Raw genomic sequence first — 20,507 nt, forward strand, 5'->3', positions numbered from 1 at the left:
CGCCCCGGCCGCACCGGCTGCCGTGCCCGCATGACGGTGGTCCGCGCCGGATGCCCCTGTCCGACTCCTTCCTCCCGCCCATGGTCCGCGCCGTAGGTTTCGACGCGCGGCCCTCGCCGCCAGCCTGATCCGCGCGCGAGCCGTCCTGCCCGGCGGCCCGTGCGCGGCGACTCCACGAACCGGCCGGTTTCCCCACCGGTCTTCTCGCCCGAACCGCTTCTCTACCTACGTTGACTCCCATGACGAAAGTACTGCGTTTCACCGATCTGATCGCCGAAGGCAAAGTCTCCGGCAAGCGTGTCTTCATTCGCGCGGATCTCAACGTGCCGCAAGACGATGCCGGCAACATCACCGAAGATACGCGCGTGCGCGCGTCGGTCCCGGCGATCCGCGCGGCGCTCGACGCTGGCGCGGCCGTGATGGTCACCTCGCACCTCGGCCGTCCGACGGAAGGCCAGTTCAAGCCGGAAGATTCGCTGGCGCCGGTCGCGCAGCGCCTGTCGGAACTGCTGGGCGCGGACGTGCCGCTGGTCGCCGACTGGGTCGACGGCGTGCAGGTGCAACCCGGCCAGGTCGTGCTGCTGGAAAACTGCCGCTGCAACAAGGGCGAGAAAAAGAACGACGACGGCCTCGCGCAAAAGATGGCGAAGCTCTGCGACATCTACGTCAACGACGCCTTCGGCACCGCGCACCGCGCCGAAGCCACCACGCACGGTATCGCGAAGTACGCGGCCGTGGCGTGCGCAGGTCCGCTGCTGGCCGCCGAACTCGACGCGCTCGGCCGTGCGCTCGGCAACCCGAAGCGCCCGCTGGTGGCGATCGTCGCCGGCTCGAAGGTCTCCACCAAGCTCACCATCCTGAAGTCGCTGGCGGAGAAGGTGGATCAGCTGATCGTCGGCGGCGGCATCGCCAACACGTTCATGGTCGCGTCCGGCCTCAACATCGGCAAGTCGCTCGCGGAGAAGGATCTGGTCGGCGAGGCGAAGGAGATCATCGAGCAGGCGCGCACGCGCGGCGCCTCCGTGCCGATTCCGAGCGACGTCGTCACCGCGAAGGAATTCGCGCCCACGGCCAAGGCGGAAACCAAGCCGGTCGCCGCCGTCACCGACGACGACATGATCCTCGACATCGGTCCGGACACGGCCAAGGCGCTCGCAGCCCAGCTGGAAACGGCGGGCACCATCGTCTGGAACGGCCCGGTCGGCGTGTTCGAGTTCGACCAGTTCGGCAACGGCACGAAGACGCTCGCGCAGGCCATCGCCAGTTCGTCGGCGTTTTCGATCGCGGGCGGCGGCGACACGCTCGCGGCCATCGCGAAGTACGACATCGCCGACAAGGTCAGCTACATCTCGACGGGCGGCGGCGCCTTCCTCGAATTCCTGGAAGGCAAGACGCTGCCGGCGGTCGAAGTGCTCGAATCGCGCGCCGGAGCCTGAGGCGTTGGCGGCCCGCAATAGTCCGGCGAAGGCAGCAAAGAAGGGCGCGCAGGAAGCCGGCGGCGCGCAGGCAGACGTGCAGGCAGAGGGTCAAACAGAGAAGCAAGCGGACGCCGCCGCGGAGGCCGCTCAGGTCATCGCCGAAGCGGCCCGGCCGGAGCAGCCGGAAGCCAGCGGGGAGGGCGTCATTCCCGCGACGCCGCCGGTCATCATCGGCGGCATGCCCGCCCACGCATTGAAGGACATCGACAAAGCGACGCCGGCACGAACCGGCGCGCACGCGCAAGCGGTGAGCAACACCTCATCGCTTGCGCAACGTGCTCGCAGCCTCAACACAGGCGTTCCTACAGAGACGAGGAAAGACATGCATCGCGCCACCAAGATTGTTGCCACCATCGGTCCGGCTTCGACGAGCCCGGACATCCTGCTGCAAATGCTGCAGGCCGGCCTCGACGTCGTTCGTTTCAACTTTTCGCACGGCACCGCCGACGACCATCGCCAGCGCGCCGAGATCGTGCGCGACGCGGCGCGCCAGGTCGGCCGCGAAGTCGCGATCATGGCGGACCTGCAAGGCCCGAAGATCCGCGTCGGCAAGTTCGAGAACGGCAAGACCATGCTCGTCGCGGGCGAGCCGTTCATCCTTGACGCCAATTGCCCGCTCGGCAGCAACGAGCGCGTGGGCCTCGACTACAAGGACCTGCCGCGCGACCTGCGCGCCGGCGACACGCTACTGCTCAACGACGGCCTGATCGTGCTGGACGTGACGCGCGTGATCGGCGAGGAAATTCATACGGTCGTGAAGGTGGGCGGCGAGCTGTCCAACAACAAGGGCATCAATCGCCAGGGCGGCGGCCTCACGGCGCCCGCGCTGACCGAGAAGGACATGGAGGACATCAAGACGGCGATGTCGCTCGGCGCGGACTTCGTCGCGGTGTCGTTCCCGAAGAACGCGACCGACATGGAAATGGCCCGCCAGCTCGCGAACATCGCGGGCGCGCCCTACGGCATCAAGCCGAAGATGATCGCGAAGATCGAACGCGCCGAGGCCATTCCGGCGCTGCAGGGCATTCTCGACGCGTCCGACGGCATCATGGTCGCGCGCGGCGATCTGGCGGTGGAAGTCGGCAACGCGGCGGTGCCGGCGCTGCAGAAGCGCATGATCCGCATGGCGCGCGAGTCGAACAAGCTCGTGATCACCGCCACGCAGATGATGGAGTCGATGATCCACGCGCCCGTGCCGACGCGCGCCGAAGTGTCCGACGTGGCGAACGCCGTGCTCGACGGCACCGACGCCGTGATGCTGTCCGCCGAAACCGCGGCGGGCAAGTATCCGGTGACGACCATCGAGACGATGGCGGCCGTGTGTATCGAGGCGGAGAAATCGGAGGAGTCGCAGCTGGACCGCGATTTCCTGGACCGCACGTTCACGCGCATCGACCAGTCCATTGCGATGGGCGCGCTGTTCACCGCGTTCCACCTGGGCGCGAAGGCGGTCGTGGCGCTGACGGAATCGGGCTCCACGGCGCTGTGGATGTCGCGTCACTGGACCCATGTGCCGATCTTCGCGCTGACGCCGCGCGTCTCCAGCGAACGCACGATGGCGCTGTACCGCAACGTGACCTCGCTGCACGTCGACACCAACATGGATCGCGACGCCGCGCTCAATCAGGCGCTGGAAGTGGTGGTGTCGAAGGGCTACGCGGCGCGCGGCGACATGGTCGTGCTGACGGTCGGCGAGCCGATGGGCGCGGCGGGCGGCACCAACACGCTGAAGATCGTGCGCGTGGGCGATCACATCTAGGCGTCAGACAGCAGGAACACGCGCTCGCAGGATGAGCGCACAGGCGCGCAGGACACGCGGGCAAGCGAATGCTTGCCCGCGTCAGTCATGGCGACGGAAAAAGCCGAAAACCGCCCAAGAGCGGAATCGTGCGTGCCAAGAATCTCGTTTCACCTTTGGAGTCTCACCACAATGCCTCTCGTATCAATGCGTCAACTGCTGGATCACGCAGCCGAAAACGGCTACGGACTCCCGGCGTTCAACGTCAACAATCTGGAGCAGGTCCAGGCCATCATGGCGGCCGCCAGCGAAGTGAACGCGCCCGTCATCATGCAGGCGTCGGCCGGCGCGCGGAAGTATGCGGGCGAAGCGTTCCTGCGCCATCTGATCGAAGCGGCCGTCGAGTCGTATCCGCAGATTCCGATTGTGATGCACCAGGATCACGGCCAGTCGCCGGCGGTGTGCATGGCCGCGATCCGCTCCGGCTTCACCAGCGTCATGATGGACGGCTCGCTCGAAGCCGACGGCAAGAGCGTCGCGTCCTACGCGTACAACGTCGCGGTGTCGAAGCAGGTCGTGGACTTCTCGCACGCGATCGGCGTCACCGTCGAAGCCGAGCTGGGCGTGCTGGGCTCGCTCGAAACCATGAAGGGCGACAAGGAAGACGGCCACGGCGCCGAAGGCACGATGACGCGCGAACAGCTGCTCACCGACGTCGAACAGGCCGCCGACTTCGTCAAGCAAACCCAGTGCGATGCGCTGGCGATCGCCATCGGCACCTCGCACGGCGCGTACAAGTTCTCCAAGAAGCCGACGGGCGATATCCTTGCCATCGACCGCATCAAGGAAATCCATCAGCGCATCCCGAATACGCACCTGGTGATGCACGGATCGTCGTCGGTGCCGCAGGAACTGCTCGCGCAGATCCGCGAATTCGGCGGCGACATGAAGGAAACCTATGGCGTGCCGGTCGAGGAAATCCAGGAAGGCATCAAGCACGGCGTGCGCAAGGTGAACATCGACACCGACCTGCGTCTCGCGATCACCGGCGCGATCCGCCGCTTCCTGATCGAGAATCCGTCGAAGTTCGATCCGCGCGACTACCTGAAGCCGGCGCGCGAAGCGACCAAGGAAATCGTTCGCCAGCGCTACATGCAGTTCGGCTGCGAGGGCATGGCGGGCAGGATCAAGCCGGTGCCGCTCGAGAAGATCGCCGAGAAGTACAAGTCCGGCGAGTTCGCGCAGATCGTCAAATGACGGCGAATTGAGCGCCCGCTGAGCGTCGCGGTCTTTGTAAAGTAAAATCAACGGGTTCCGGCGACGGGACCCGTTCGCTTTGCCCCGCCGTCCCGGCTTGCCGCCAGAGACGGTCCGAGGCGGCAGTCCACCTTTCCAGCACTCTTCGGTACACGACGATGTCCACGCTATACGAATCCACGATCAAATCGCTGCCGCTGCTCGGCCGCGGCAAGGTCCGCGACAACTACGCCGTCGGTCAGGACAAGCTCCTGATCGTCACGACCGACCGCCTTTCCGCATTCGACGTCGTGATGGGCGAGCCGATCCCGAACAAGGGCCGCGTGCTGAACACGATGGCCGATTTCTGGTTCGAGAAGCTCGGCCATATCGTGCCGAACCACAACACGGGCATCGATCCCGCGAGCGTCGTGACGGCGGACGAAGCCGCCCAGCTCGAAGGCCGCGCGGTCGTGGTGAAGCGCCTGGAGCCGATCCTCGTCGAAGCGGTGGTGCGCGGCTATCTCGCCGGCAGCGGCTGGAAGGACTATCAGGCGACGGGCGCGGTATGCGGCGTCGAACTGCCGCCGGGCCTGCAGAACGCGCAAAAGCTGCCCGAGCCCATTTTCACGCCCGCTGCGAAGGCCGAAATGGGCCATCACGACGAAAACATCACCTACGACGAGATGGAACGGCGCATCGGCACGGAACTGTCGGCGACCATCCGGCGCATTTCCATCCAGCTGTACAAGGAAGCGGCGGAATACGCGGCGACGCGCGGCATCATCATCGCGGACACCAAGTTCGAGTTCGGCCTCGACAACAAGGGCGAGCTGTTCCTGATGGACGAAGTGCTGACCGCCGATTCGTCGCGCTTCTGGCCGGCAGACGGCTATCAGGTCGGCACCAATCCGCCGTCCTTCGACAAGCAGTTCGTGCGCGACTGGCTCGAAACCCAGCCGTGGAAGAAGGAACCGCCCGCGCCGAAGCTGCCGGACGACGTGATCGCGAAGACCTCCGAGAAGTATCAGGAAGCGTTGCAGCGCCTGACCGGCCAGACGCTTTCCTGAGGTCGGCGGAGACAGGTCAGGTTTGACTCGCGCCGCTATTGCAGGCGGCGCATGCATTTCAAGGGAAACGGAATGAGCGAAGTACAGACCGGCGCGCATGTGCATGACGCGCCGCTCGTCGGTGTGTTGATGGGTTCCAGTTCCGACTGGGACGTGATGAAGCACGCCGTGGCAATCCTGCAGGAATTCGGCGTGCCCTACGAGGCGAAGGTGGTGTCCGCGCACCGCATGCCGGACGAGATGTTCGCCTACGCGGAGCAGGCGCGCGAGCGCGGCTTGCGCGCCATCATCGCCGGCGCGGGCGGCGCCGCGCATCTGCCGGGCATGCTGGCCGCCAAGACCACGCTGCCGGTGCTGGGCGTGCCCGTGGCAAGCAAGTATCTGAAGGGCGTGGACTCGCTGCACTCGATCGTGCAGATGCCCAAGGGCGTGCCGGTCGCGACCTTCGCCATCGGCGAGGCGGGCGCGGCCAACGCGGCGCTGTTCGCGGTCTCGCTCCTGAGCGCCACGGACGCGAAATTCGCCGATGCGCTCGCGGCGTTCCGCGTGAAGCAGAATCAGGCGGCACGGGACATGGCGTTGCCGCCGCTGTAAGGACTGGGCGCGCGGCCCGCGTGTCGAAAACGGGCCGCGCTCCCACTTATCATTCCGACGACGCTTTCCTGAACCGCTCGCCAGCCCCCCAACCCCCACGATGAACCCACATAACTCCCCGATCTCCCCCATCCTGCCGGGCGCCTGGCTCGGCATGGTGGGCGGCGGCCAGCTCGGCCGCATGTTCTGCTTCGCCGCGCAGTCGATGGGCTATCGCGTCGCCGTCCTCGATCCGGACGCGACGAGCCCCGCCGGCGCCGTCGCGGACCGTCATATCCGCGCCGCCTACGACGACCCGACTGCGCTCACCGAACTCGGCCGCCTGTGCGCGGCGGTGTCGACGGAATTCGAGAACGTGCCGTCCGCGAGCCTCGAATTTCTCGCGTCGCGCACCTTCGTGAGCCCGGCCGCGAGCTGCGTGGCGATCGCGCAGGATCGCGTGGCGGAGAAGCGCTTCATCGCGCAGGCAGGCGTGCCGGTGGCGCCGCACGTGGTGATCGAATCGACCGAAGCGCTCGTGGCGCTGCCCGACGAGAAACTCGCCGCCGTGCTGCCCGGCATCCTCAAGACCGCGCGCCTGGGCTACGACGGCAAGGGGCAGGTGAACGTGCGCAACGTGCAGGAAGTGCGCGAGGCGCATGCGTCCCTGGCGGGCGTGCCGTGCGTGCTGGAAAAGCGCATGCCGCTCAAGTACGAAGTGTCCGTGCTGATCGCGCGCGGCGGCGACGGCAAGTCGGCCGTGTTCCCGCTCGCGCAGAACGTGCACGTCAACGGCATTCTCGCGAAGACGGTCGTGCCCGCGCCGGATGCGTCCGACGCGCTGGTCGCGCAGGCGCAGGACGCGGCGCTGACCATCGCGGCGAAACTCGGCTATGTGGGCGTGCTGTGCGTCGAGTTCTTCGTGCTGGAAGACGGGTCGTTGATTGCCAACGAAATGGCGCCGCGTCCGCACAATTCCGGGCACTACACGGTCGATGCCTGCGCAACGAGTCAGTTCGAGCAGCAGGTCCGCGCGATGACCGGCATGCCGCTTGGCGACACGCGCCAGCACTCGCCGGCCGCGATGCTGAACCTGCTCGGCGACATCTGGTTCGACGGCGACAAGTCGCGTCCGCCGGCCTGGACCGAGGTCGCGGCGATGCCGGCGGCGCGGCTGCATCTGTACGGCAAGGAAGAGGCGCGGCGCGGGCGCAAGATGGGGCACATCAACTTCACGGCGGCGACGCTCGAGGAAGCGCGCACGGCGGCGCGCGACTGCGCGCGCATGCTGCACATTCCGCTCGACTGAGCTTCACCGAAGCAGCAGGCCATGACCCTCCACTTTCCGAGCGCCGCGCAGATCGACGAGGCGGCCGCCTTGCTCGATGCCGGCGAACTCGTCGCGTTCCCGACCGAAACGGTCTATGGCCTTGGCGGCGACGCCGAGAATCCGGACGCCATCGCGCGCATCTACGCGGCGAAGGGCCGTCCGGCGAATCATCCGGTGATCGTGCATCTGGCGCCCGAGGCCGATCCGGGCTACTGGGTGCGCGAGCTTCCCGCTGAGGCCCGCAAGCTCATCGATGCGTTCTGGCCCGGCCCGTTGACGCTGATCCTCAAGCGCGCAGCGCATATTCCGGCTGCGGTGAGCGGCGGACAGGATTCGGTGGGCGTGCGCTGTCCGTCGCATCCGGTGGCGCAGCAGCTGTTGTCGGCGTTTCATAGGCGACGTCTCGGCACCGGGCGGCAGGGCGGCGTGGCCGGGCCGTCGGCGAACCGCTTCGGACACGTCAGCCCGACCACCGCGCAGCACGTGCGCGAGGAATTCGGCAGCGCGGTGCATGTGGTCGACGGCGGCGCGGCGGACGTGGGGATCGAATCGACGATTCTGGATCTGTCGCGCGGTTTTGCGGCGTTGTTGCGGCCGGGGCATGTCAGTCCGCAGCAGATCGCGGACGTGCTCGGCGTGGCGCCGCGCCTGCCCGACGGTTCGGATGCCACGGCTCCGCGCGCGTCTGGCACGCTGAAGGCGCATTACGCGCCGCGCACGCCGCTCGCGCTGTTGCCGTTCGCGGCGCTCGCGCCCTTGCTCGCCGCGCAGGACCGGTCGAGCGGCAGGAAGATCGCACTGGTCGCGCGGGCGTCGAGCGCGGGCGAGTGGGCCCATGCGCCGAACGTGCACTTCGTCGCCGCGCCCGAGGACCCGCAAAGCTATGCGCGCGATCTGTACGGGCTGCTGCGGGCGCTCGATCGGGCGAACGTGGAACGCATTTTGATCGAGAAGCTGCCTGAATCGATCGAATGGATCGCGGTGAACGACCGGCTGGGTCGGGCGGCGGCGGCCTTCGAAGCGGACGCCTGACCTGATTCAAGGCCTCAAACAAAACCGCCCGGTCGAAGTCGACCGGGCGGTTTGTCTTTCAGCGTGGCGCTACAAGCGCGCTTACTTGCCGAGTTACTTGCCGAGTTACTTCCCGAGTCCCGATGCCGCGATCGTCTGCTCGGCCTGTTGCGCATAGAGCACGTGCAGGTGCGTGGTCGGATGCACGGTGTCGGCGTACATGTAGGTCTGGTCCGCGCCGGCCTCGGTCAGCACCTGCGGCGAGCAGAACAGCGACGTCGCGAAGTCCTGCGGGTCAGGCTCGCCGAATTTCGCGGCGGCCGCGGCCATCGCCTGGAGGTTGCACGCGGTGCCCGTGTTCGACACCTTGAAGCCGAGTTGCTGATAGTTCGCGGCGATTTGCGCGAGCTTCGGCGGCACGTCCAGATAGATGACCTTCGACTTGATCTGCAGCCCTTGCAGCGTCAGATCGAGCGCGTTGTTGAAGCCCGCCGAAGCGCTCGAAAGCGCGCCGCGCGTGAGGGCATCGCTCATCGCGCCCTGCGGCGTGGTGCCGATATCCGGCACGTTCGACACCAGCACGTGGGTCGCGCCGTGACTCAGGATTGACGCGACGATGCCGCCCAACTGCTGCGCGGCCTGTCCGATCGCGGCAAAGGCATCGGCCTGGCTGATCGCGCCGGCTTTGAGCGCCTGCAGGTTGTAGAGGATGTCGTTCGCGCCGCCGTTGACGATGACGAGCTGGCTGGCGTTGAAGCTGCCGTGCGCGGCCAGGTAGTTCTGCACCTGCGTCGACACCGGCACGGTCAGCGCGCCCGCGTAGCTGTTCGGATCCGTGGCGTGGCCGATGCCCATCGGGTTGGTCACGCGCGAGCCGCCCTGTGCGTAGCCCAGGCCAGTCTGGTTCACCGGCGCGACGCCGAAGCCGCCGGTCATGGCCGCGGTCAGCGTGCCGCCGTAATACTGCGCGACGTTCTGGACCCAGACCTGGCCCGGATTCGTCGTGAAGCGTCCGCCGCCGAAATTGGCCGCCGCGACCGGCGCATACGTGCCGACGTCCGACAGGCTGTCGCCGAAGGACACCACCTGCAGCTTGACGCCACCTGCGGGCGTGGAGTTGTTGTTGTCGTCACCGCCGCCGCCGCACGCGGCGAGTACGGCAATCGCGGCGCAGGCCGTCGCGGTCTGGGCCAGGCGCGTCAGGGCGGCGCGCGTCGAGCGTTGCTTCTTCATGGACCTCGTCTCCGTCTTCTGGTGTTTATAGTTCGATCGCGGCGTTCGGCCTATATTCCGGCCCTGACGCCTCGCCTCGCTACCGCGAGTTTAAGTGATGCGGCGTATCCGGCCCAAGCGGCCGAGCGCCGTGCCCGACAGCGTACACGTCACACGCATTGTTCCAGACTCGACTTCGTAGAAGAAATCTTCGGTCGTCCGTGCTTTTCCGTGCCCGCTGCCATGCCCGCGCGCCGCGTGCCCGGCCGCCTTCAATCCTCGACGCCCGCCTTGCGCGCGCCTTCGTAGACCCATTCGAGCAGCGCGTCGTGCGCGGCGCGCGCGGCCTCGGCGCGCGGATCGTTGATGAAGCTCACGACCACGTAGCTCTCGCCGTTCTCCGCGCCGACATAGCCCGCGATGGCGCGCACGTCGCGCAGCGTGCCGGTCTTGATGTGGGCATTGCCGAGCGCGCCCGCATTGGTGAGGCGGTTGCGCATCGTGCCGTCGACGCCGGCGATCGGCAGCGATTCGATATACACCTGCGCCACCGGGCTCGCATTGGCGGCCAACAGGAGGTCGGCGAGCGAGAGTGCGCTGATGTGCTCGTCGCGCGACAGACCCGAGCCGTTGTCGAGCACGAGGCCGTTCATCGGCAGGGCGCTGCGGCGCAGGAACGCCTGGATGGTTTGCGAGGATTTCGCCGTGGTCGCGGGCGGCTTGAGCTGCGCTGCGCCGATCGTCAGGAACAGGTTGCGCGCCATCACGTTGTTGCTGAACTTGTTGATGTCGCGCACCACGTCCGACAGCACCGGACTCCGATGCGTGCCGACCAGCCGCGCGCCGGACGGCGTCGGACCTTCGCGCGTCGCGCCCTGGAAGGTGCCGCCCGCCTGCTTCCACAACGCGAGGAAGCCGCCCGCGAAGAAGGTCGAGTGATCGAGCGCCGCGACGTTGACGGTGCGCGGGCCGCAGCGCAGCGGATAATCGCCGACGAACGACGCCTGCACGAAGCCGCCCTGGACCTGCGCCACCGAAGGCGACGCCGCCTGCAGCGAGCCGACGCACGCGCCGCGCGTGACGCGCAGTTCGTTGTCGATCTGCAGTTGCGCGAGCTGCGGCAGCACGTCGATGGCCACCTGTCCGTCCGTGCCCGGCGTGAGCGTGAAGGACAGCGACTTGAATGCGTACAGCAGTGGGTCCGGGCCGACGTTATAGGGCGCGGAATCCTCGTTGTCGAAGGCGGGCAGGTCGCGCGTGGAGACGTCGAAGTAACGCTTGTCGAGCACCAGCGCACCGTCGATGCCGGTGATGCCGCTCTTGCGGATCTGCTCGACGAGATCGATCAGTTCCTCCGGCACGAGCTTCGGGTCGCCCGTGCCCTGGATATAGAGATTGCCGTGCAGCACGCCTTGCGCATCGAGTTCGCCGTCGGCGTAGGCGGTGGTCTTCCAGCGATAGTCGGGGCCCAGGATCGAGAGGCCCGCAAAGGTCGTGACGAGCTTCATCGTGGAGGCGGGCAGCATCGGCTCGTTCGCGTTGATCGCGACGAGCGGCACCGGCGCGCCGACCCGCTGCACGACGACGCTCATCGACGACAGCGGCACATGCGCGCGTGCCAGCGCGGTCATCACCGAGGCGGGCAGCGGACCGGCGGGCACGCTGATCTTCGCCGTGCGGCCGGTCTTTGCCTGCTTCGAAGGCGCGGCGGCCTTGCCACTCTTGCCACCCTTCGCCGCCCGTTCCGGCGCATGCGCCTGGGCTTCGGCTTTCGTGCCGCCGCGTGCGTGAGCCTCGGGCGTCGCGCCGAGGGCCACGACGCAGGCCATGACAGCGAGAGTGAGCGGGGCGATTCGGCGGTACACGGAGCGGAAAGCGAGCGGCATGGACGAACGTTGGAGTCGAGGCGGGTTGGCGGGCAGCGGCTATTGTAGACAAGCTGGCTTGCGAAAATCGTACGAATCGGCTTGAGTGGCGGCGCGCTTCGGCATGCATGCGACATGCCGCGGCGCCGGGCCACACCGCGTGCATGGCGCGCCGTTAAGACCGGCTTAAGCCTGTGCCGCAGGCGCGCGGCTACAATGGACCGCGGTCGAGAAGGCCGCTAACGTAACCACCGATAGACATGTGCCATGCGAATCCTGCTTGTCGAAGATGACCGGATGATCGCCGAAGGCGTGCGCAAGGCGCTGCGCGCGGACGGCTTCGCAGTCGACTGGGTGCAGGACGGCGAGGCTGCGCTCACGGCGGTCGCGGGCGAGCCCTACGACCTGATGCTGCTCGACCTCGGCCTGCCCCGGCGCGACGGTCTCGACGTGCTGAAGACGCTGCGCGCGCGCGGCAATGGCTTGCCGGTGCTGGTCGTGACGGCGCGCGACGCCATCGCGGACCGCGTCAAGGGGCTCGACGCCGGCGCGGACGACTACCTCGTCAAGCCGTTCGACCTCGACGAACTCGGCGCCCGCATGCGCGCGCTGATCCGGCGTCACGCGGGCCGCGGCGAGTCGCTCGTGCGGCACGGCGAGCTGGCGCTCGATCCCGTCGGCCACCAGGTGACGCTGGCGGGCAATCCGGTGGCGCTGTCGGCGCGCGAGTTCGCGCTGCTCGAAGCCTTGATGGCGCGTCCGGGCGCGGTGCTTTCCAAGAGCCAGCTCGAGGAAAAGATCTACGGCTGGGGCGAGGAGATCGGCAGCAATACGGTCGAGGTGTACATCCATTCGCTGCGCAAGAAGCTCGGCGCCGATCTGATCCGCAACGTGCGTGGCCTGGGCTACATGGTCGCGAAGGACGCCTGATGCGGTCGATCCGCCGCACGCTGCTTATCTGGCTGCTCGCGCTGGTGATCTTCGGCGTCGGTTTCGCGGGCTGGCTGATCTACCGGCAGGCGCTCGCCGAAGCCAACGAACTCTTCGATTACCAGTTGCAGCAGATCGCGTCCGCGTTGCCGTCGGAGCCGTTTTCGTCGGTGCTCAGTTCACGCAGCGAGAGCGACGAAGGCGTCGTGATCCAGATCTGGAATCGCAATGGCGTGCTGATGTACTACTCGCATCCGCGCGTACCGCTTGCGCCGCATGCGGAACTCGGCTTCTCCACCGAAACCACGCCGCGCGGCGAATGGCGCGTGTACAGCGCGATCGTCGGCGACAACGTGGTGCAGCTCGCGCAGCCGCTGTCGATCCGCAACCGCGTCGCGGCCGGCGTCGCATGGCGCACGTTGTGGCCGCTGGTGCTGCTGTTGCCGCTGCTGGGCGTGGCCATCTGGGTCATCGTCGGACGCGGGCTCGCGCCGCTGCGCCGCGTCACGCACGCGCTCGACACGCGTCATCCCGAAGCGCTCGACCCGCTCTCCGACCGGCGTCTGCCCCAGGAAGTGCGGCCGGTCGTGCGGGCGCTCAATGCGTTGCTGTCGCGTCTGTCGGCGGCGCTGGACACCCAGAAAGCCTTCGTCGCCGACGCCGCGCACGAGTTGCGCACGCCGCTCGCGGCGGTGCAGATCCAGGCGCAGCTGGTCGGGCGCGCCCAGGACGATGACGCGCGGCGCGAGGCGCTCGCGGACCTGAACGAAGGCATCGCCCGCGCGACGCGGCTCGCCGAGCAACTGCTCGCGCTGGCGCGGTCGGAGCCGGATGGCCAGGGCGCCGGCGTGACGGTCGACCTGTGTGCGCTGCTGGAAGGCTGCGTGCGCGGTTATGTCCTGGTGGCGCAGGAGCGCGGCGTCGATCTCGGCATCGAGGCGAGCGAGCCGGCGAGCGTCGAGGGCAACCCGGATGCGCTGCGCGTGATGTTCAACAATCTCATCGACAACGCGACCAAATACACGCCGCGCGGCGGCCGCGTGGATGTCTGCCTGAAGGTGCAGGAAGGCCGGCCGCTGGTCGAGATTTCGGATACCGGACCCGGCGTCCCTCAAGAAGAACGAGAAAGGGTGTTCGACCGCTTCTATCGCGTCGGCGAAGGCGCGGACCGGGCGCGCACGGATGTGTCAGGCAGCGGACTGGGCCTCGCGATCGTGCGCCGGATTGCCGCGCAGCACGGCACGCGCGTGGAGCTCGGGGAATCGCAAGCCGGCGGGTTGAAGGTATCGATCCGGTTTTGAGCATCGGATTGACCGAGTCTGCTGGACAGCGGTTCTATTGCTGACCGGCAGTCAGGAGGCTTCATCTTCTGACCGTCAGCGCCTGAATGATTTCTTTTGGCAGCGTTATGAATGCTGCTTCCATCAGAGAAAGACGAAATTCATATCTCACCGGCAACTTTGAGACTTTACTCATACGCTGCCGGCATCCCGGTTCTTAGAATTCCGCAAGCGGCAATCGACGGATTCCTAAAGATCCACCGGAATTCCTGACACGACTCCCGTCTGTTCCAGAGAAGGTCGTCCGACGAGTGATCGGCGTGGGCGAGCGCGCGCTCGTCTGACCGCCGGGCTTCATTTCGAATCTTCCCTCTGTTCCGACATTGTGCGTGTCGCCGATTCATGCCGTCGAGGCGCCTCGGAGAGGCCGGGGTGTTCACAACAAAAAGATTCCTGGGAAAAGAAATGAATTCGAAGTTTGGAGCGTGGTGGGACGGCACCTTCCGGAGTGCCGTGCAGGCATGTGTCGAGGCGCGTGGCGAGGACAAGCCAGGGCGCATCAGGCGGGTCACGTGTGGAGCGGGAGCGGTCACGTTCTTGCTGTCGGGAAGCGCATGGGCGGATATGTGTGCAAATATGGGAGCGGCCAATTTCAACTACACGTCAGGGGGCGTCTCGTCGAACTGCGGATTCTGGGGAGGCGGGGACATCATCGGCGACCTGCCCGCCGTCGGCATCTGGAACGCGATGGGCAGCGGCACCACGCAAATCGTCGCTTCGACGACGCAGAAAAAGCTGGCGTTCTCGCCGAGTACGTATATCGCCACGATGACTGACAGCGTGAACGGCGGCGTTTTGCTGTCGGGCATCGCGGCGGGCCTGAGCGGACGGGACGCCATCAACGTCGGACAATTCAGTCCGGTGGTGGCCGTGCTCGGAGGCGGCGCTTCGCTCAATGCAACGACGGGTGCTGTCACCGGGCCTTCCTATGCGCTCGCCAGCACTAACCTGATTGCCGGCACGAGCGGCGCGGCGACCAACATCGGCACGGGTTTCGCCAAGGTCGATGCGGCACTGAGCGTACTCAACACGTCCGTGACGAGCAATACAGTTTCCGTCGCCAACATCGCCAATCAGATCAACACCGGGGCCATCGGCCTGGTGCAGCTGGATGCCGTCCTGGGTACCGTAACCGTGGCCAGGAACTCGGCTGGCGCGACCGTCGATATTTCGGGCATCACGGGCACTCGGAAGCTGACGGGAGTGAGCAATGGCCTGGTGAACGGCGCGAGCACTCAGGCGGTGAACGGCTCGCAGCTGTTTGCCACGGCAGGTTCGACCGCTGCGGTGCTCGGCGGGGGCGCGACGGTGAGCGTCAACGGAACGATCGTACCGCCCACGTTCACGATTGCCGGCCTTCCAATCAACAACGTTGGCGCGGCACTTTCGAACATCGACGCACGCACGACGCAGAACATGCTGGACATCGGCGACATCAGCGCGCAGATCAGCCTGGGTGGAATCGGGCTGGTGGGTCAGGATCTGCTGACGCGCAAGATCACGGTTGCAACGGGCACCGATGGTACGGCGGTTGACTTCACTGGCCTCGGGGGCATGCGCAGGCTGACGGGTGTGGCTGATGGCGCAGTGAGCAGCGCCAGCGGTGAAGCCGTGAACGGGTCGCAGCTCTTTGCGGTTTCAAGTTCGGCCGCAGCCGCGTTGGGCGGCGGTTCGTCCGTAGATGCCAACGGACTGGTGACGGTGCCGACCTATTCGCTCGACGGTCAATCCGTGCAAGGCGTGGAGGCCGCATTCACCAACCTCGATGGCCGCACGACGCAGAACACCACGGACATCAGCACGATCAATACGCAGATCAGCAGCGGGACGATCGGACTGGTGCAGCAGGACGCCGTTTCGCGCGTCATTACGGTGGCCAAGGACAGTGATGGTGAGGTAGTCGATTTTACGGGCACGGCAGGTGTGCGTAGGCTGATGGGTGTCGCGAACGGCTCGGTAAGCGGCGTAAGCAAGGAAGCCGTGAACGGCTCGCAACTCTTTGCGGTTTCAAGTTCGGCAGCCGCCGCGTTGGGTGGCGGCTCATCCGTAGACGCCAACGGGCTCGTCACGGCGCCGACCTACACCCTCGACGGTCAGTCCGTGCAGAGCGTGGAAGCAGCGTTCACGAACCTCGACGGCCGTACCACGCAAAACACAGGCGACATCACGAACAACACGGCCGCGATCAACGACATCACCAATCAGATCAACAGCGGTACGGTGGGCCTGGTTCAACAAGACCCGGCGACTCGCACGATCACCGTTGGCAAGGACGCGGACGGCTCGGCGGTCGATTTCACGGGATCGGGCGGCGCGCGCACGTTGACGGGCGTAGCGAACGGTGCAGTGCGCGGCGGAAGTACGGAGGCCGTGAATGGCTCACAACTCTTTGCGGCTTCAGCCTCGACCGCAGCAGCGCTGGGCGGTGGTTCGTTTGTAGACGCAAACGGCTTGGTCACGACGCCTACCTACACGCTCAACGGTCAATCCGTGTCAGGCGTGGAGGCGGCATTCACCAACGTCGACGGCCGCACGACGCAGAACGCCACGGACATCAGCACGATCAACACGCAGATCAGCAACGGGACAATCGGACTGGTGCAGCAGGACGCCGTTTCGCGCGTCATTACGCTCGCGAGAAACACCGACGGCACGGTAGTCGATTTCACGGGTTCGGGAGGCTCGCGCGCGCTGATCGGTGTAGCCAACGGCGCGGTGGGTGCAACGAGCAACGAGGCCGTGAACGGCTCGCAACTCCATGCACTTGCCGGTTCGACCGCATCCGCACTCGGCGGCGGTTCCTCCGTGGACGCCGACGGTCTGGTCACCCCGCCAAGCTACACCCTCAACGGTCAATCCATACAAGGCGTAGAAGCCGCATTCACGAACCTCGACGGCCGCACGTCGCAAAACACGTCGAACATTTCGAACCTGCAAACGAACGTCGCGAACAACACCGCCGCAATCGAGAGGAACACGACCGATATCGCCGGCATCACCACTCAGATCAACAGCGGCACCGTCGGTCTCGTCCAGCAGGATCCGGCTTCGCGCAAGATCACGGTGGGGCAGAACGCCAGCGGCACGGTCGTCGACGTGACAGGCAGCGAAGGCACGCGCACGGTGACGGGCGTGTCTGCAGGCACGCTCTCCGCCGACAGCACGGACGCCGTGAACGGCGCCCAGTTGTGGACGACGAACCAGCAGATCGCCGATATCACGTCGCGGGTGCAAAATTTCGCCGGCGGCGGCGGCGCCGCGATCGCCGCGCAGACCAACGACACGCCCGCTATCGCCAGCGGCACGGATTCCACCGCGATCGGCAACGGGGCCATTGCTTCCGGCAACAATGCGGTCGCACTGGGCAGCGGTTCGCTTGCCGATCAGGACAACACCGTGTCGATCGGCGCAAAGGGCCAGGAACGCCGTCTGACCAACGTGGCGCCAGGCGTGAACGGTACCGATGCCGTCAACATGAACCAGTTGGGTGCGGTGCAGAACAGCGTCAACACCGTGGCGCGTCAGGCCTTCTCCGGCGTCGCCGCGGCGATGGCCATGCCGAACCTGACGCCGAGCGCGCCGGGCAAGACCGTCGTTGCCGTGGGCGTGGGCAATTACAAGGGCTACACGGCAGTCGGCCTTGGCGGCACGTATCGTTCGGAAAACAATCGCTGGCTGGTGAACGGCGCCGCAGCCTTCACGCCGAGCGGCGACACCGGCGTGCGGGGTCAGGTGGGCTACGAGTTCTGAGCCTCATTTCATCAAGGCAGCCGGCTGTAACGAAGCAGTAAAGCAGTTCGAAGCAAACCGTCGGCGGTGCGAAGGACGGCAGTCTCATCGGGCTGCCGTCCCGAGCCATTGTGCCGTTTCATGAAGCAGTTCAAAGGCGCGTCCGCCTTGCTTCGAACTTTAAGAAAGCTTTAAGCGACACCCCGTAATCTTGCTCCATCGAAATAGCGCGCTCCAGAAGAGCGCATCCTCGTCAGGAGCACACGATGAACGCAAAGATCCTCACCCGTAGCGCCGTTGCAGTGGCGGTTGCCGTCGCCTTGTCAGCGGGCTATGTGGCCGGCCATAAAAACGTGCCTGCTCCGCAGGTGATTTCGCCGGCTTCCGCGGCCATGATGCCCGCCGAAGCCGCAGCCAAGACCGGCATTCCCGACTTCTCGGGTCTCGTGGAGACGTATGGGCCAGCCGTCGTGAACATCAGCGCCAAGCATGTCGTGAAGCAGACGTCCAACCGTCGCAACATGAATCAGGTGCCGATGGATCCCGACGATCCTTTCTATCAATTCTTCAAGCGCTTCGGCGGCATGCCCGGCATGGGCGGCGGCGACGGCGGCCCGGGTGCCGATCGTCCGAGCGAAGGGCTGGGCTCTGGCTTCATCGTGTCGAGCGACGGCTACATCCTGACGAACGCACACGTCGTCGACAACGCCAATGTCGTCACCGTCAAGCTCACGGACAAACGCGAGTACCGCGCGAAGGTCATCGGCGCGGACAAGCAATCCGATGTCGCCGTGCTGAAGATTGACGCGAAGAATCTTCCCACCGTGAAGATCGGCGATCCGAACGGCAGCAAGGTCGGCCAGTGGGTCGTGGCGATCGGCTCGCCGTACGGATTCGACAACACCGTGACCTCGGGCATCATCAGCGCGAAGTCGCGCGCCTTGCCCAACGAGAACTACACGCCATTCATCCAGACCGACGTGCCGGTGAACCCGGGCAACTCGGGCGGACCGCTCTTTAATTTGCAAGGCGAAGTCATCGGCATCAACTCGATGATCTACTCGCAGACCGGCGGCTTCCAGGGCCTTTCGTTCGCGATCCCGATCAACGAAGCCATCAAGGTGAAGGACGCGCTCATCAAGACGGGTCACGTCGATCGCGGCCGGCTCGGTGTGACGGTGCAGGGCATGAACCAGACCCTGGCCAACTCGTTCGGCATGAAGTCGCCGCAAGGCGCGCTGGTGAGCTCGGTCGAGCCGGGCGGTCCGGCCGCGAAGGGCGGTCTGCAACCGGGCGACGTGATCACCGCGGTGAACGGCGTGGCCGTCGCGGATTCCACGTCGCTGCCGTCGCAGGTCGCGGGCCTCGCGCCGGGCACGTCGGCCAAGGTTACGGTGTGGCGCGACAAGGGTTCGAAGGACCTGAGCGTCACGATCGGCGCGCTGAAGGACGCCAAGACCGCCAGCACGGACACCAAGGGCGACGACGATGCCGGTGCGCAGGATGCCCGCCTGGGCGTCGCGGTGCGTCCGCTCACGCCGGACGAAAAGCAGAGCGATTCGCTCTCGCGCGGCCTGCTCGTGCAGCAATCGAACGGCGCGGCGGCCAACGCGGGCATCCAGGCCGGCGACGTGATCCTCGCCGTCAACGGCCAGCCGGTGACGTCGGTGCAGCAGTTGAAGACCATGGTGTCGCACGCCGGCGACAGCATCGCGCTCCTGATCCAGCGTGACAACGCGCAGATCTTCGTCCCGGTCGACCTGGGCTGAGCGCGCGTTACGGCATCGTGTCCGCGCCCCGGGCACGATGCATGCTCACCTGTTCCCGGTGCCCTATCGCGTAAATCGAGCCTTGAACCGGCTTGAAACCGGCGCATCGGGCGTGACGTCGCCATGACCCCAACGCAGTCCGGAGGTGTCGCGACATCGATAAAAAGGAGCAAAAACATGACGAGCAAAATCACGGGCAAACTGACCGCCACGCTGCTCACGGCGGCCCTGGGTGCTGGCATGACAGGCGGCGCCTGGGCGCAAACATCGGGCGCAACCACGGGCGGCACCACTGCCGATCAATCGAGCGCCGGCAACACCAACGGCGGCGGCCTGCCGCAAGTCCAGCAACAGGGCGACGTGTCCTACACGTCAGGCGGCGTCGGTCTCGACGAATCGCACGCATTGATCCGCGAGCAGGCGCACTGGCCGCTGTCGCTGCGCTTCACCGGACCGACTGCCGATTACCTGTCGGGCGTGCATGTGCGCATCGTCGGCGGGAAGGGCGGCGAGGTGCTGAACACCGAATCAATGGGCCCGTACATGCTCGTGAAGCTGCCGCCGGGCAGCTATACCGTGTACGCAAAATACAAGGATCAGGAAAAGAAGCAGTCCGTCAGCGTGGCGGGTCCGGGCAAGGCCAAGGCGGCGTTCCACTGGAGCATCCAGTAAGCGATCAGGACAGCTGCCCGGTAGCGTCGGCCGTCGAAAAGCACGCCACCCGGTCGGGCAGTTTGTCCCATAATGAAGTCACGAGCATCCGTCACCCGGCGGGCGCTCGTGGCTTTTTCGTTTTCGGCCGCCACGCGGGAGGCGCATCACGATGGGCACGGAACTGAACGACGCACATGACGCGGCGCATCGCATCGAGATCACGCCGAACGGCCGGCGCTGTCGCGTGATCCATCAGGGCGTCACGTACGCCGATACGCACGCTGCTTTCACGCTCCATGAAACCGGCACCGACAAGGTGCATTACTTCCCGCGCGCCGACGTGAACATGGCGCGGCTGGAGCGCTCGATTCACACGACGCACTGCCCGTTCAAAGGCGAGGCCACGCACTATCATCTGCTGACAGAAGACGGTCCGGTCGAAAACGCGGTCTGGAGCTATGAGGCGCCGCTCGACGCTGCAGCGAAGATCAAGGGCTATCTCGCGTTTTATCACGGACGTGTCGATCGTATCGACGAAACGTCGTAGGCGGGCATCCGTACAGACAGCTTTC

The 20,507-nt window shown here is 66.1% G+C and carries 15 protein-coding genes; 13 read left to right on the plus strand and 2 right to left on the minus strand.

Translation table 11 applies throughout. The annotated features are described in order from the left end of the window. Nucleotides 1–239: 239 nt before the first annotated feature. The 7 genes from QCE63_RS03815 (at nt 240) to QCE63_RS03845 (ending at nt 8,457) form a co-directional block, all read left to right on the plus strand. On the plus strand, nt 240–1,436 hold the full coding sequence (locus tag QCE63_RS03815) for a phosphoglycerate kinase (protein WP_309830679.1): 1,197 nt from the start codon (nt 240–242) through the stop codon (nt 1,434–1,436). 4 nt (nt 1,437–1,440) lie between these two features. After that, complete coding sequence (gene pyk / locus QCE63_RS03820) at nt 1,441–3,237, plus strand: pyruvate kinase (protein WP_404990080.1); 1,797 nt, start codon at nt 1,441–1,443, stop codon at nt 3,235–3,237. Between the two features lie 171 nt (nt 3,238–3,408). Beyond that, a complete protein-coding gene (gene fba / locus QCE63_RS03825; RefSeq protein WP_309830681.1) occupies nt 3,409–4,473 on the plus strand; it encodes a class II fructose-bisphosphate aldolase in 1,065 nt (354 codons plus the stop codon). A 158-nt stretch (nt 4,474–4,631) separates the two neighbouring features. Continuing rightward, on the plus strand, nt 4,632–5,522 hold the full coding sequence (locus QCE63_RS03830; RefSeq protein WP_309830683.1) for a phosphoribosylaminoimidazolesuccinocarboxamide synthase: 891 nt from the start codon (nt 4,632–4,634) through the stop codon (nt 5,520–5,522). Nucleotides 5,523–5,594: 72 nt separating this feature from the next. After that, complete coding sequence (purE, locus tag QCE63_RS03835) at nt 5,595–6,116, plus strand: 5-(carboxyamino)imidazole ribonucleotide mutase (RefSeq protein WP_309830685.1); 522 nt, start codon at nt 5,595–5,597, stop codon at nt 6,114–6,116. 100 nt (nt 6,117–6,216) lie between these two features. After that, a complete protein-coding gene (locus tag QCE63_RS03840; protein WP_309830687.1) occupies nt 6,217–7,404 on the plus strand; it encodes a 5-(carboxyamino)imidazole ribonucleotide synthase in 1,188 nt (395 codons plus the stop codon). A 21-nt stretch (nt 7,405–7,425) separates the two neighbouring features. Beyond that, nucleotides 7,426–8,457: an L-threonylcarbamoyladenylate synthase gene (locus QCE63_RS03845; RefSeq protein ID WP_309830689.1), complete on the plus strand. Its 1,032-nt coding sequence runs from the start codon at nt 7,426–7,428 to the stop codon at nt 8,455–8,457. A 105-nt stretch (nt 8,458–8,562) separates the two neighbouring features. Here QCE63_RS03845 and QCE63_RS03850 read toward each other — a convergent pair whose 3' ends face one another. Both QCE63_RS03850 and dacB read right to left on the minus strand, forming a co-directional pair. Next, nucleotides 8,563–9,669: an SGNH/GDSL hydrolase family protein gene (locus QCE63_RS03850; RefSeq protein WP_309830691.1), complete on the minus strand. Its 1,107-nt coding sequence runs from the start codon at nt 9,667–9,669 to the stop codon at nt 8,563–8,565. A gap of 251 nt (nt 9,670–9,920) precedes the next feature. Continuing rightward, a complete protein-coding gene (gene dacB / locus QCE63_RS03855; protein ID WP_309830693.1) occupies nt 9,921–11,534 on the minus strand; it encodes a D-alanyl-D-alanine carboxypeptidase/D-alanyl-D-alanine-endopeptidase in 1,614 nt (537 codons plus the stop codon). A gap of 246 nt (nt 11,535–11,780) precedes the next feature. On the opposite strand from dacB, the gene QCE63_RS03860 reads away from it, so the two are divergent. From QCE63_RS03860 to QCE63_RS03885, 6 genes are all read left to right on the plus strand, one after another. Further along, entirely contained in the window at nt 11,781–12,443 is a 663-nt protein-coding gene (locus QCE63_RS03860) for a response regulator (protein ID WP_309807361.1), read from the plus strand. After that, nucleotides 12,443–13,744 carry an ATP-binding protein gene (locus tag QCE63_RS03865; protein ID WP_309830695.1) on the plus strand — a complete coding sequence of 434 codons (1,302 nt, stop codon included), beginning with the start codon at nt 12,443–12,445 and terminating at the stop codon, nt 13,742–13,744. Before QCE63_RS03860 ends, QCE63_RS03865 begins: the two co-directional genes overlap by 1 nt. A 615-nt stretch (nt 13,745–14,359) precedes the next feature. Next, nucleotides 14,360–17,533 (plus strand): YadA-like family protein, encoded by a 3,174-nt coding sequence (locus tag QCE63_RS03870; RefSeq protein WP_309830697.1) that lies wholly within the window; start codon nt 14,360–14,362, stop codon nt 17,531–17,533. Between the two features lie 245 nt (nt 17,534–17,778). Beyond that, nucleotides 17,779–19,281: a DegQ family serine endoprotease gene (locus QCE63_RS03875; protein ID WP_309830699.1), complete on the plus strand. Its 1,503-nt coding sequence runs from the start codon at nt 17,779–17,781 to the stop codon at nt 19,279–19,281. 177 nt (nt 19,282–19,458) lie between these two features. After that, nucleotides 19,459–19,953, plus strand: a complete 495-nt coding sequence (locus QCE63_RS03880) for a carboxypeptidase regulatory-like domain-containing protein (protein ID WP_309830701.1) — start codon at nt 19,459–19,461, stop codon at nt 19,951–19,953. A gap of 151 nt (nt 19,954–20,104) precedes the next feature. Then, nucleotides 20,105–20,482: a DUF427 domain-containing protein gene (locus tag QCE63_RS03885; RefSeq protein ID WP_309830703.1), complete on the plus strand. Its 378-nt coding sequence runs from the start codon at nt 20,105–20,107 to the stop codon at nt 20,480–20,482. Nucleotides 20,483–20,507 lie beyond the last annotated feature (25 nt).

The sequence above is a fragment of the Caballeronia sp. LZ065 genome (assembly GCF_031450975.1).
Taxonomy (GTDB): Bacteria; Pseudomonadota; Gammaproteobacteria; order Burkholderiales; family Burkholderiaceae; genus Caballeronia.